This is a genomic window from Bacillus sp. AR8-1 (assembly GCF_008042345.1).
Classification (GTDB): Bacteria; Bacillota; Bacilli; order Bacillales; family Bacillaceae_G; genus Bacillus_A; species Bacillus_A cereus.
Window position 1 is genome coordinate 61,276 of sequence record NZ_QNUB01000038.1, and the last position, 14,555, is coordinate 75,830.

The following is a 14,555-nucleotide window of genomic DNA, read 5'->3' on the forward strand; positions in this document are numbered from 1 at the left end:
AAATAAGCACATCTGTTTTTATAACAAGATGTGCTTATTTTTATCATTTTAGCCAAGAAGACTCCTATATTCAAGCGTGAATGGCATTTAAAATAGCAAATTTATTTGTAGTAAATAATACATAATTTTGTTTTACTGTTTTAATTAAAATACGGTCTGTTGTCCCATAAGCTGTTCCAATACGTATGACATCTACTTCTTCAACACCAGCATAGGTAGCATCTTCGGTAATCTCAATCACATCACGTAATGGAATTGTAATCTCCGCCAATTGCCATGAAATAATTAACTCTTCATTTGTTTTTTTTACATTAATGCCTAGCATTATACCAAGACCCTTCAATAATAATACGCTACACTTCTAATCTTATTATATAAATTTTTAGATTTTTTATCTATATGTAGGAATAGAATTTATTTATATTTGTGAGCATCTTAATGATGTCAAACAAATAGAAGGATATACAGTCTTTCTATTAAGAAATATGGTAAGAACAAAAGTTCACTTCAAATTAATATGAATTTGATATGGTTGAGATATTATGAACGAGAAATAGTAAGAGTTGCAGGAAGGAAATGAATAATGAGACTTAAATTAGTAGGAATTTTCATTTGTGTAATTATGATGTTAGGTATCTTTATAATTTACACCAATCAATCTATTGGTAAAGAACCAGATAAGACGAACTATGAATCTCGTGAAAACTCCATAAATAAAGAGAAAGATAGTAGAGGAAAAGGGCAATCAAAATACAATGAAAGTTCTTTTGCTAGTATACAGGCTGTAGTTAATAAGGAATATGGATTACCCGAAGACTATAAACCAGAGGATTTAGTTGTACCAAATGTACCATTCTCATTTAGTGGAACGGTAGAAAAGAGCCACCTCCGTAAAGAGGCGGCAGAAGCACTGGAAAAGTTATTTGATTTAGCAAAGCAGGAGGGGATTCAGTTAAATGCTGTTTCGGGATTTCGTTCCTATGACTATCAACAACGATTGTATACAAACAATGTGAAAAGAAAAGGACAAGAGCATACGGATCGCTTCTCGGCAAAACCAGGACATAGCGAACATCAAACAGGGTTAACAATGGACGTTTCTTCTAAAAGTGCGAACAATGAACTAGAGTTATCCTTTGCTAATACGAAGGAAGGAAAATGGCTGAAAGAAAACGCGCATCGCGCAGGGTTTATCATTCGTTACCCTAAGGGAAAGGAAAGTATTACAGGTTATGCATATGAACCTTGGCATATTCGCTATGTAGGAGATATTGCTGAAAATATATATAAACAAAAGCAGACTTTAGAAGAATACATGAATCTATGAAAATAGAATTGAAGAATTAAACTGGCTATCAATAGACGTGAGATTGTAAAAGGCAGGGGATATAAATTAAGGTGTTTTTTAATTTTTTTGGTGAAGAGGGAAGGTCTCCCTCTTCTTTTTTCATTCCTTGTAAAATTTGAGGATGTCTTAAGGGAATGAAAAGATGGATTGTGTGAATTTATTAATATAGGCTACTTTAGGTGGCTTCTAGAGATGTTTTTTGAGGGAATACAATGTTATAAGTTTGTAGTATTCATTGCAGCAATTGACTATATTATAGGAGCATTCACGTTGGAATATAACAGAGAATTATAGAGTAAAGTAGGATTCAAAAGCATTGTTAAAAATGTTGGTGTTATAAGTTATTTTCCTATCAAAATAATTAGTCTTTTTTCAAAATTTAAGGTTGTTATTTTATTATATCTAGTAACTATTTATATTATTTAATAATTACTTTGTTTACTATTAAGGTGGTTATCTTACAAAATTGTAAGGTTATTTTAATTGAAACTCGTATGTATAAGTAACTATACTGGTTACACAATATTGGTGAGTATATTTAATAATCTCTATATATAAGTGTATGTCCGAGGATTATTTTTGGAGTAATAGTTCGATTTTAAATTCGTTATACGATATATAACGATATAAATAACGTGATCTATTCTTTATTCAAAGTCGTATTATTTAAAGATTAATTATAAATGATATATTTACCAAATTGTAATAAATTGATAGAGGTGTTACATTTTGAAATATAAATTAATTGCTACAGGAATTCTTGCTGGAAGTCTATTATCCTACTCATCTAATACATTTGCAAATACTCATAAGTTCCCAGATGTTCCTGCATGGGCGGACAAATCCGTTAATTATTTAGTTGATAAACAGGTATTGAATGGCTATCCAGACGGAACTTTCGGTTCAAATGACTCATTAGACAGAGCTTCGGCTACAAAAATTATGACAAAAGTTTTAGGTATACAAATTGACTCTAATGCAAAACCATCATTTACAGATTCACAAAACCACTGGGCTACTCCGTATATTGCTGCTGCTGAAAAAGCTGGTATTGTTAAAGGTGAGGGTAATGGAATCTTCAATCCATCCGGAAAAGTAACTCGCGCTGCTATGGCTACGATGCTAGTAAATGCATATAAACTACAAAGCACATCAAATCATAACGAGCAGGTTAAATTTGAAGATTTAAAAGGGCATTGGGGAGAAAAATATGCCAATATTTTAATCGGTTTGAAAATTTCCAATGGTACTGAGAACGGTTGGCAACCAAATAGATTTATAACACGTGCTGAAGCTGCTCAACTTACTGCAAAAACAGATATGATGCAACATCGTCCAAAAAACCCATTAGAAAGTAAAACAATCATTATTGATCCTGGACATGGTGGCGAAGATCCTGGGAAATCCACAAAGGGATTACCTGAAAGTAAGATTGTACTAGACACTTCTTTACGTCTACAACAATTACTTGAAAAGCATACACCATTTACAGTTTTATTAACTCGTCAATCTGATAATAGACCAGGACATGATCAAAAAAGTTCTTTACAGGAACGTGTTAAATTTGCTAAGAAAAATCAGGGTAATATCTTTATAAGCGTACATGCAAATGCTTTTAATGGTAATGCAAAAGGGACAGAAACATATTACTATAAATCTTCTAAATCCGAAAAAACAAATCCTCATGTGGAAGAAAGTCGCGTTTTAGCAGAAAAATTCAAACACGTTTAGTAGAGGCACTTCAAACACGAGACAGAGGAGTTAAACATGGAGACCTTCATGTTATAAGAGAAAATGACATGCCAGCTGTGTTGACGGAACTGGCGTTTATAGATAATGGTATTGATTACAGTAAATTATCTACGGAAAATGGCAGACAAATTGCAGCAGAAGCCATTTATGAAGGAATTTTAGATTATTATGAATGGAAAGGAAATAATGTATCTGAATATAGGCTGTAATAAGTAATTGAAAATATAGTAATTCTCGAAATGAAGAATTCTATAATTTTTTTTGTATTTTTTAAACAATAATTTTAAATTTGTATTTAAAATTGTTGTTTAAATCGTTACTTTATGTTTTAATAATATTGATAATAGTTATCAATAATAGTGAGAGGAAGATTAGTGAAACATGTGTTTTTAGTTAGTGTCATAAAGTTAATGAATTTCTATATTGTATGGCTATGAATCTATCTCTATTTTTGTGAACTAGAAATAATATATTTATATCTTTTAAATGTTTAAGAAGGAGTGGCTGTCTGTATGAAAAAAGCAAAAGAAATAGCTAAATGCGTTGCGGTAGCGTCCGTTATTATGTCTGGATCATTTGGTTTACAAGCAACATCTGCATTTGCAGAGTCTAAAGGAACTGTAGAAAATCTTCAAAATGGTGGGAAGGTCTATAATAGTTTTAAAACTACTTATGACATGAAGCAAAATATCAAAAATTCAATAAAGGTTTCTTTTATTGAGGATCCTTACGCAGATAAAAAGATTGCAATTGTTACCACCGATGGTAGTAATATAGATGCTAAATATACAATTAATAGCGGATACTATAACGCAGGTTTAAAATGGCCATCAGCCTATCATACTGAAGCAGAAATAACAAGTGGTGATAGTGCTCAATTCCATAAAGCTGCCCCAGTTAATACAATGACTTCAGCAAAGGTCACTTCTGAGGTAGGGTATACACTTGGTGGAAGTGTTAAAGTAGGAGTAAATGATAAAGGGCCAAATGCCGATGCAAGTATCACAGGTAGCTTTGCTTGGAAAGAAAGTGTATCTTATGATCAAGTAGATTATAAAACGGTATTGGAGACTCACACAGATAAAAAATTAAATTGGAAAGTAGGATTCCAATCATTTAATTTCCCAGAGTGGGGAATTTATAATCGTGATTCATTCAATACTTTCTATGGTAATCAACTATTTATGAAATCACGTAGTTATAATGAAGGAACGAATAATTTTGTTTCAAAAGATACAGTACCAGCTTTAACAGGATATGGTTTTTCTCCAAACGTAGTAGCGGTTATTACTGCTGATAAAACAGAAACTACATCAGATTTAAAAATAACAAATCGTAGAATTTCAGATCAGTACAATATCGAATGGGTAAGTTCAAAATGGTGGGGAACAAATAATAAAGATACATATAATGAATTCTTTACGAACCACTATAAATTAGACTGGAAAAACCATCAAGTTACTCTTGATAAACAAAAAGCCCTTGAAGAACAAATGAATAGTATCAACAGTGTGAATGATAAACTTAACAAAGGAAAAGGGAAATTATCTCTTTCAATGAATGGAAATCAACTCCAAGCTACGTCTAGCAATGCTGGTTATGGTATCAGTTACGAAGATAAAAATTGGGGTATCTTTGTAAATGGTGAAAAGGTCTATACTTTTAATGAAAAATCAACTGTAGGCAATATATCTAATGATATTAACAAATTAAACATTAAAGGACCTTATATCGAGATTAAACAGATTTAGTCAGAAAATGATGGACGATTGATGGATAATTATCTCATCAAGATACGAGTATACTAGTTTATCCCACATTAACGGGCAGCCCGATTGGTTCACCTAATAATCAGTGGGGGATGAACAAAACCCCCACTGATTAAAGTTTCACTTTATTTTAAATCTGTATAATGTAACGAAAGGACCAAAGTTTATCTATAAAATAAATAAACTTTGGTCCTTATTATGTTTTTATTTGCGCACGAAATTAAGATGAAATTAGATGTTTTTTGTCTATTCTTTTACTCAATTAGAAAAGAGCGTAAAGTAGTTGAAAGCTATTGATGCTACGCAAGGGGATATTGTTTAAAGTAATCAGAACCTCATCGGTTGTTAAGTTACCACTTTAAATATATAATTAAATTTCATTAAAAAGATACTCTATTCAAAGTCCTTATTGGGTTTTTGAAGTGAAATATATACTATTTGAGGTGTGTGAAATGGGGAAATCTCGAGAGCAGACGATGGAAAATATCTTAAAGGCTGCTAAGAAAAAATTTGGAGAGCGTGGCTACGAAGGTACGAGCATACAAGAAATTGCAAAAGAAGCGAAAGTGAATGTTGCTATGGCTTCTTACTATTTTAATGGGAAAGAAAACCTATATTATGAGGTATTTAAGAAATATGGCCTTGCTAATGAGCTACCCAATTTTCTTGAGAAGAATCAATTTGATCCTATCGATGCCCTTAGAGAATATTTAACGGTTTTTACTATACATATAAAAGAGAACCCTGAAATTGGATCGTTGGCATATGAGGAGATTATTAAGGAAAGTGCACGATTAGAAAAGATTAAACCGTATTTCATAGGTAATTTTGAACAGTTAAAAGAAATATTACAGGAGGGTGAAAAGCAAGGAGTTTTTCATTTCTTCTCTATAAATCATACGATACATTGGATCACTTCTATTGTTTTATTTCCAAAGTTTAAAAAGTTTATTGATTCTTTAGGGCCAAATGAAACGAATGATACAAATCATGAATGGATGCCAGAAGACTTAGTGAACAGGATTGTTACTGCATTAACAGATAAACCTAACGTGTAAATTATTCAGTGTATATGAATTCTATTATTACTATTTAAAGCCTAATTTCTCAATGTATTGTAGAGAAATTAGGCTTTTTTCAACACGTCATTAAAGTATTTATAATTCAATGACTCAATTTGCTGATTATATTTTCAAGTATTCGTTTTGAGCTACATAGATATAGTTTTTGTTGCAACTGTTTGTTGAAATGCTTTATCATGCTCAACAATAACCATTGTGGGATTAAATTGTTGAATAAGCTCTTCGATTTGCATACGGGAATAGATATCTATAAAATTTAGTGGTTCATCCCATATATATATATGAGCTTTTTCACATAAGCTTTTAGCGATAAGCAGTTTTTTCTTTTGTCCACCAGAATAATGAGATATATCTTTCTCAAATTGAATTCGGTCAAAGTCCATCTTACGTAGGATGGATTTAAATAAGGTCTCATCAATCTTGTGCTGTTCAATAAAGTCTGATAGCGATCCCTTTAAATGAGAAGTATCTTGTTGGACATAGGAAATGATGAGTCCTGTACCTAAAATAACTAAGCCTGTATGCTGTATCGGATGTCCTAGAATTAGTTTTAGGATACTACTTTTTCCGCTCCCATTCGTTCCATCAAGTACAATTCGGTCACCTTGTTCAACTATGAAGCTAATCGAATCATTCACAATTTGGTCATCGTACTTAACGGACACATCAACCAAAGTAATCAATTCATTTGATTTAAATTGTAATTGTTCCAATTTTAAGGACTCAGTTTTCTCCACATTTTTTAGTAATTTTGACTTTTCTTCAATAGCTTTTTGTTGTCTTGATTCAAGGTTTTTTGCTCTTTTCATCATCTTGGCTGCTTTATGACCTACAAACCCCTTATCCAACTTAGAGCCTGAATTCCTCGTTCCATTTTTTGAAGCTTCCACATCATGAGACCAACTTGCTGAACGCTTGGAAGACTGTTTTAATCTCCCTATGTCTTTTTGTAGACGCTCATTTGTAGCCTCTTCGTGCTCTTGCTGTCTATCAAAATTTAACTTCCAAGAAGAATAGTTACCACTCTGAACTTCAATATTTGCTCTATTTATAGATAGGATATGGTCAACGCACCCATCTAAAAAGATTCTGTCATGTGAAATTAAAATAAATCCTTTTTTCTTCCTTAGATAATCAGAGACTATCTTTCGTGCATCAGTATCTAAGTGATTTGTTGGTTCATCAATTAATAGGAATTGGCCCTCATTTAAAAACAGTGCAGCAAGCAACACCTTTGTTTGTTCCCCATTTGATAATGTTTTAAATGGTCTGTATATGACCTCAGCATCAACATTTAAATAGGATATCTCACGCAGAAATTCCCAATCTTCTGCTTGGGGACAAATTTCTTCAAGGATTTCATAAGTGAATTTGTTCTTATCTGCAACAGAGTAGGGGAAGTAATTGAATTCTACCGAAGCAAGGATTTTCCCACCATACTCATAATTCCCTAACAATAAATTAAAGAATGTCGTTTTACCTCGTCCGTTTCTACCGATAAATCCTAGCTTCCAATCCGTATCTATTTGGAAGTTTACACTTTCAAAAATATTATCAAAGCTATCTGGGTATGAAAAAGTTAAATCTTGGACTTTTATCATTGACATAATAATTCCTCCTTTATATATCGAAACGTTTCATATAAAGTCGGAACATCCATCCATTTTTTAATTGCTCTATATAAGTTTGATGGATATTAACGACTTATATAGAGCATTACATGTGTAACAATAGTGTCTGAAGTACTCATTTTTCTCGCTCCTTTATTTGTTAGGTACATTTAACAATTAATAAGTTCCAACTAACATAAACGGGAATAAAAAAATCCCCCAATTGTAATCGGAAGGATTAGTCTTTCGTCTATACTTAATAAGTACTTATTAATCATTTGAATCATGACAAATAAAGTATGAACTGAATTTTAAAAATGGATAGACTAACCCTATATTTTGTAGTTTGAAGTTATAAAATTCAACTTAAAATATAAATTAGTTAATCATTATTCATCCATCATTCCTTTCATAATTCTATTTTTAGAGTAACATTCTTTTTAGAGAGATGCAATATCAGCTTCAGCTTCACCTAATCCTAGATTATTTATAATTCTTTGAGTAAGGAGGAAATATGAAATTGACATCAATCTAAGTTGTAACTATAATTGTTACAGTTAGTTTCGAAAACTAATTCGAATTTCTATGTTAAAGATAGTATATTTTCATTCCTTTTTAAGTGTGACAGTTAGCAACTAACTATAATTCAATAGAGGATTAGATTTTATCTCATATTTAAAGAGTAGATAAGTTATACAATCCAAATTTATGATGCACAAATACTTGAAAAACTACATTTTTTAACTGATCCTTTTTGGAATCCTCAGTATTGAAAATTGTAAACATCTACAAAAAGTTAATAAGACTGTTGTATGTAGAAAGAAATCTTTTAAAAAGGTCATAATATGGATAATAGGTAGCACACATTTTAATTAGTAGGAGTTGTGCTACTATCAAGACATTTCTTAATAAAAGTATAGAAAAAACTCAAGAAGGTGAGTCCATTGCGTAAAAATGCATATGTGCAATTTTATGTATTGATATTGGCTTTAATAGCTTATATAAGCTTTTGCTGTATATTTTTATTTGTTCTTCCGAATCATTATTTCGTATCAGATTTTAATATCCGGCTATCATCTTTAGTCGTTGAAACTACTGTATTTATCTCATTACTGTATTCTATATTATCCAGAAAAATTAAGTTAGGAGTATTCTGGATTTGCATAATTATTGCGATAGGGTGTTTCCTGATAGGAAATTTCATATCTGCTTTTCAAGTATTTAATGTAGAATTACCAATACAAAATTTTAATATATCTGATATATTTTTGTTGTTTTTCTTATTTTTCTTTCTCTTTGCGTTTTTTTATAAAATTATGATGGAATGTAACAAATGGGAGAGAGCGTATTTACTTTGTGATTTATGCATTGTTGTTACTGCTATTTTTACATTAGAGTGGTACCTATTTAATAAACCTTCCGCAAATATCTTATTCTTTTCAATTGGAGATGTTTTTCTTTCATTTATTTTTCCGATTATAGATTTATTGCTTCTATTACTTGGAGTTACACTAATCTTTCGACCTGCTATTTTCAATGCAAAAAGTAAATTGTTTATTTTTATCTTAGTATTAACTGGATTGGCTATTACGGACTACTTATATTTTTACTTACAAGATGATTTGTCAGATCGTTCAGTTATATTATTAAGGTGTTTGTATAGAGTTTTCCTATTATTTATCGCTATTGCTGCTACAATCCCAAAGAATACTTCTTCTAAAAGAAATTATTTTATTGTCAACCCGAAATTTGGAAGGGAACTTCTTGTCATATTTCCTTATCTTGCAGTTGCAGTCTTAATTGGCTTTACTTTGAAAGAACAAACTTCTTCAGCTACATTGATTACGGGAAATTGTATTGCTTTTGTATTTGTACTGATTCGTCATACAATTGTACGAATGCAAAACAAAGATTTAACCGAGACCTTAAAAGTGTTTAATAATCAATTAGAACAAACAGTATCTCAAAGAACAAGGGATTTAATAAACAAATCTAATGATTTGGTAAAAAATCAAGAGAGATTTAAGTCTTTATATGAGTATCATCCAGATCCTATTTTAACGATTGATTCAAATGGTATCGTATTAAATATAAACCAGGCTGGAAGTATGTTATTAGGAAAAGAAAGTGCTGCATTAATAGGGAAAGAGTGCTTCTCTATTTTTTTAGATGAAGATAAATCTGAATTGGAATCGGCTATAAAGAAAGGGAAACGATGTAGTTCATCTTCGTTACAGTTACGTGTGAAAAATAACAATGAGAAGGATATTCTCTTTTGGTATGTCACTATAGTTCCTATTATGATAGAAGGACAAACCTTTGGGAGTTATGTAATGGTAAAAGACATAACGAGGATGAAACAACAACAGGATGAGATAAATTATCTTGCGTTCCATGATACGGTGACGGAGATTGGAAATCGTATATTCTTCCAACAAGAATTAGATAGATCCATTAAGCGTGCACAAAAAACACAGGATAAGTTCGGGCTCCTGTATATTGATTTAAATCGCTTTAAGACCATTAATGATACATTGGGTCATTCGATTGGTGACAGAGTTTTAAAAGAAGTTGCCAAACGTTTTAGGACATGTCTGTCACCGACTATTCCTCTAGCAAGAATAGGTGGAGATGAGTTTGCAATCATTGTCCATAACCAAACAGAGCAACAGCTATTGGATTTGTGTAAAACTCTATTTCGTATAACTGAAGAACCATTTGTAGTAAATCAGCATAGTTTTTACTTATCTCTTAGTATAGGAATAGCAGTGTATCCATTTGGAGGAATAAATACTACTACACTTTTACAACACGCTGATATCGCTATGTATAGCGCAAAGGAAAAAGGTAACAATGCTGTTTGTATGTATGACGAGACATTATCACAAAAAGTAACTCGTCGATTACGATTAGAACAGGATTTACCAAATGCAATTGAAAATAATGAGTTATTTTTATTGTATCAACCACAAATTGATAGTAAGGCAGGTAAGGTTATTGGTGCAGAGGCTTTAATACGCTGGCAACATCCAGAGCTTGGGCTGATTTCTCCTTTTGAGTTTATACCTATCGCAGAAGAAACCGCGCAGATTATTTCAATTGGGAAGTGGACGTTACAGAAAGCGTGTCGACAACTGAAAGAATGGCATTCTGCGGGCTATTCAAATCTAAAGATGGGGATAAATTTATCAGCTATAGAGTTTGAACAGAAAGATTTTGTTCAAACAATGATATCTACCATAGAAGAGATAGGAGTACCTGCTAATTCAATTGATTTGGAATTAACAGAGCGAATAGCAATGGTAGATGAAAAAGAAACCTTATCGAAGTTAAAAGTATTAAAATCATATGGTGTATATTTATCAATTGACGATTTTGGTACAGGTTATTCTTCACTAGCGTATCTGCCTCTTTATCCAATTGATATTTTGAAAATTCCAAGAGAATTTGTTAATAGGATCGGAACTTCTACTGATGGAGATGAAATTATACAAACCATTATTTCACTTGCTCATACTTTAAACATGAAAGTGATAGCAGAAGGGGTGGAAACGAAGGAACAATTAACAGTGTTACAACGTAATGGATGTTATCTAATTCAGGGCTATTACTACAGTAAACCTGTAAATGAAGATGAATTTATCGATTTTTTAAGTACAATGCAAAATGAATAAGTGAAAAATCAGTATCTGTATAAAGTAAAGTGAAAAGACGTTCTATCCATATGGATTTGAACGTCTTTCTTATGTTTATTTTCAGTAGTTATGCAGCAAGGTTTCAGCCTTTGAAAGTAAAATAAGTATCTATATTCCTTGTATTTTGGGCTAATGGGATATGAGGTGAAAATTGCTTCTTGTGAAAACGCATTAGGGACAGCTTGTATATTCTTAAAGCAATTTGAAAAAGGATTAGCAGTTTGTATGGAATTAGGAAATGAAGAGTATGTATATCATTTCAATATTTTACATTCTCTTAATGAATATGAAGCAATTAAACTCTTAGAAGAAGTGAAAAAAGTGTTTCTTACTTCGAAAAGCAAGGTTTATGGGATTTCGTAGAAGAATATGCAGATCTAAAAAAGGAAGAAATTATACAATAATCACATGCTATCATTTTTAATAGCTAATTAACAAAGGGACTCCAATTATGGAGTCCCTTTGTTAATGGGGTAATGCTCTGGTTTATCTAATTATAACAATATTTGTAAAAAATGCAAAGGGGTCCTAGTTTGGAGGGGGAATTATTTAATCTTTTTTATTTAATAAAAGGGATAATATTTAGTTATCTTCGCTTCTTAATTATGTTTTCTATCACAATTTGAAGTGAATTTCATTTAATCTTATTTATTTTATAGGAATTATAAGGTATACTAAAAATAGGTGCGAAATGTACCATTTGAAAAAGAGTGAATTGCAAAAAGGAATCCGTAAAGGATTCCTTTTTTGTTTCTTTGAAAATGAAGCAATGTTCTAATTATCTCTTTCATTTCTATGAATGCGCTGCGATCTTATAAACTAAAAAAGAATTTTTGGGAAATTGCCATATTCCTGTAACAAAACAAAGGTATGTTATGTGTGTTAAATATAAAGAGAAAGAAGGAAAAGTTGTGAAAAAAATTTTGCCAATTGTTGCGTTATTAGGCATGATGAGTTTCGGAGTACAGGAAATGAATGTAAGAGCTGATACATACCACAAAGGCGATTCAAAAATTAGTTTTTGGGATTCGAAAAGAAAGGGTACTAATTTCATGAATAGTACGTCATTACCTGAAAACTATAAAAGTGCAAAAGAAGCTAATATTGAATATGTACGTTTAGCACCTGATAAATGGGCAAAAGATAAAGATTTTCTATTTGAGGATAAACCAGATACTTCTGGAAAGGATTTTCTGATAGGTAATGCAGATAACTATCAGGGATTAGTAAAGGAGGATTTAGAAAAATTAAAGGCGGATTTAGATGCCGCACAATCACAAGGAATGAAAGTTGTTCTTACAATGTTATCCTTACCTGGTGATCGATGGCGCCAATTTAATAATAACAAGAATGACGACAGAATATGGGAGGAAGAGAAGTATCAAGAACAAGCAAGTCAATTTTGGAAGGATCTTGCTTTGGAATTAAAAGATCACCCCGCGGTGGTTGGTTATAATATTATAAATGAACCACATCCAGAAACAGCTAAAAATAATAGATATAATGATTTTTGGACGGAAGATTATGAGAAATGGTATGCAAAAGTGAAGGGAACGACAGCGGATTTAAACAGATTTTATCAAAAAGTAATCAATTCCATTCGTGAAGTAGACCAAGAAACACCGATTATTTTAGATTCAGGTTTATATGCTACTCCATGGGCCTTTAAATATTTAAAACCAGTAAATGATAAAAAAACCCTATATGCATTTCATATGTATGAACCATATGAATTAACGAGTCAAGGTGAAAAACAAAATAAGGAGTATCAATATCCAGGATTAGTAAAAGTAGGAGATTTAGAGAAACCTGTAATGTGGAATAAGCAGGGATTAGAGCAATTTTTGAAGCCAATCCAACAATGGTCTAAGAAAAATCATGTATCATCTAATCGAATTATTGCAGAGGAGTTTGGAATTAACCGTACTGTTCCAGGAGCTACCCAATACATGCAAGATCTTATTTCTATCTTCAACCAAAAAGGTTGGCATAAATCATTCTATGCATTTCGTGAAGACACATGGACAGGGATGGATTATGAATTGGGAACAGGAAAAATAAAATGGGATGAAGAGGGTAAACCGATGCGTCAAGATAATTCACTCTGGGATGTAATAAAAAAAGATTTACAAACGCGTAAATAGTTTAGAATATTAGGCCTAAGGACTAAATGTAAGCATCTAATTCAAATAGAATTAGATGCTTTTTATTTCGAAAAAAGGTGGAGTTGAATTAAAGATTCCATCTTTTCTTTTGCATAAAGAGTACCAATCAGGTTTATTTACAACGAAAAATAAGATTTTTAGAGAATAGCTTAGAAAAAAATTGTGGAGGTTCAAACAAATGTGGTCACAATTGTTTAAACCTTTAAAGTAAATAAGTTTTATGAATTTTTTGTGAGATTCCAACCCTTAAATGTTGAAAATTATTTACTGATTTCTCCAATTGGGTGTATTTCTCCAATTAGATGGGAGTTTAGAATACAGAATCAAAACATAATAGGCTGTTATCGATGAGTTTATCGTAAAGTTGTTATTTAATGTGTCATCAAATAACATTTATATACAATAATAAATAAAGAAAAGGAGATATTTATGAAAAAATATAGAGTAATAGACACAACTTAAATAGTATGAATAGTTTAGATTGTAAAAACATGAAGAAGAAAACAAAAAATCCTTAAGAGTACTAAGGAAAAATGAGGGAGATAATATGGGGAATAATTCAAAACATAAAACTAGAAAAATACTTGCAGCTACTGCTACAGTAACTATGCTTGCGACTGGAATGATTTCTTCATCAGATGTCTTTGCGGAGCAAAAGGAGCAGCAAAAAAAATTATCGACATCACTGCAAAGTGAAAAGTCAGTTAAATCAGAAAATATAACATTTACAGTCCCAGGAAAAGGAGACGTTGAGGTACTAAAACAACAGGAAAGAAAAAGTATGGCATTTAGTCCATATGAACCAACTGGTTTATATGCAAAACCAAATGAACAAATAACGATTAATGTAGAAGGTAATCAAGATATTCAGGTATATATTGGAACGTATTCGTATGATGCTTCTTGGAGAGAAGATTCTAAGATAAAATCATTTACATTAAAACCTGGTGTAAACACAATCCAATCTCCAAATGGGGGGCTGATTTATTTTTATAATAAACAGCAAGGTGGTACCATTCGAACAACAATCACAACAGGTGGAACGACTACGCCTTTCTTTGAACTAGGAAAGCATACGAAACAAGATTTAATAAACATGCTGGACCAATATCCTAATGCACATGCAGTGGAGTT

The 14,555-nt window shown here is 31.6% G+C and carries 9 protein-coding genes and 2 pseudogenes; 9 read left to right on the top strand and 2 right to left on the bottom strand.

What is annotated here, in order from left to right:
- Nucleotides 1-70: 70 nt before the first annotated feature.
- Entirely contained in the window at nucleotides 71-325 is a 255-nt protein-coding gene (locus DN400_RS22980) for a SunI/YnzG family protein (RefSeq protein WP_000900689.1), read from the bottom strand.
- Between the two features lie 258 nt (nucleotides 326-583).
- Here DN400_RS22980 and DN400_RS22985 point away from each other — a divergent pair, with 258 nt between their 5' ends.
- The 5 genes and pseudogenes from DN400_RS22985 to hlyIIR all read left to right on the top strand — a co-directional run bounded on the left by DN400_RS22985 (nucleotide 584) and on the right by hlyIIR (nucleotide 5,927).
- Nucleotides 584-1,327, top strand: a complete 744-nt coding sequence (locus tag DN400_RS22985; protein ID WP_001237442.1) for a M15 family metallopeptidase — start codon at nucleotides 584-586, stop codon at nucleotides 1,325-1,327.
- A 750-nt stretch (nucleotides 1,328-2,077) separates the two neighbouring features.
- Nucleotides 2,078-2,677: pseudogene (locus DN400_RS30330) on the top strand (S-layer homology domain-containing protein); the annotation flags it as partial.
- A 93-nt stretch (nucleotides 2,678-2,770) separates the two neighbouring features.
- Nucleotides 2,771-3,309: pseudogene (locus DN400_RS30335) on the top strand (N-acetylmuramoyl-L-alanine amidase family protein); the annotation flags it as partial.
- 303 nt (nucleotides 3,310-3,612) lie between these two features.
- Nucleotides 3,613-4,851, top strand: coding sequence for a hemolysin II HlyII (gene hlyII, locus DN400_RS22995; RefSeq protein WP_000709371.1), 1,239 nt, complete (start codon nucleotides 3,613-3,615; stop codon nucleotides 4,849-4,851).
- Between the two features lie 470 nt (nucleotides 4,852-5,321).
- A complete protein-coding gene (gene hlyIIR, locus DN400_RS23000; RefSeq protein ID WP_000520482.1) occupies nucleotides 5,322-5,927 on the top strand; it encodes a hemolysin II regulator HlyIIR in 606 nt (201 codons plus the stop codon).
- Nucleotides 5,928-6,079: 152 nt separating this feature from the next.
- Here the strand turns inward: hlyIIR and DN400_RS23005 are convergent, their stop codons facing one another.
- Nucleotides 6,080-7,558: an Lsa family ABC-F type ribosomal protection protein gene (locus DN400_RS23005; RefSeq protein WP_098675369.1), complete on the bottom strand. Its 1,479-nt coding sequence runs from the start codon at nucleotides 7,556-7,558 to the stop codon at nucleotides 6,080-6,082.
- 947 nt (nucleotides 7,559-8,505) lie between these two features.
- Here DN400_RS23005 and DN400_RS23010 point away from each other — a divergent pair.
- The 4 genes from DN400_RS23010 to DN400_RS23025 form a co-directional block, all read left to right on the top strand.
- Entirely contained in the window at nucleotides 8,506-11,235 is a 2,730-nt protein-coding gene (locus DN400_RS23010) for a sensor domain-containing protein (protein WP_147801950.1), read from the top strand.
- A gap of 153 nt (nucleotides 11,236-11,388) precedes the next feature.
- The gene (locus DN400_RS23015; protein ID WP_029948057.1) at nucleotides 11,389-11,619 is read left to right on the top strand and encodes a hypothetical protein; all 231 of its coding nucleotides are present in this window, start codon (nucleotides 11,389-11,391) and stop codon (nucleotides 11,617-11,619) included.
- Between the two features lie 512 nt (nucleotides 11,620-12,131).
- The gene (locus DN400_RS23020) at nucleotides 12,132-13,400 is read left to right on the top strand and encodes a glycoside hydrolase family 5 protein (protein ID WP_000337846.1); all 1,269 of its coding nucleotides are present in this window, start codon (nucleotides 12,132-12,134) and stop codon (nucleotides 13,398-13,400) included.
- 568 nt (nucleotides 13,401-13,968) lie between these two features.
- A partial coding sequence (locus DN400_RS23025) for a M60 family peptidase N-terminal accessory domain-containing protein (RefSeq protein ID WP_277998076.1) occupies nucleotides 13,969-14,555 on the top strand: 587 nt, incomplete at its 3' end.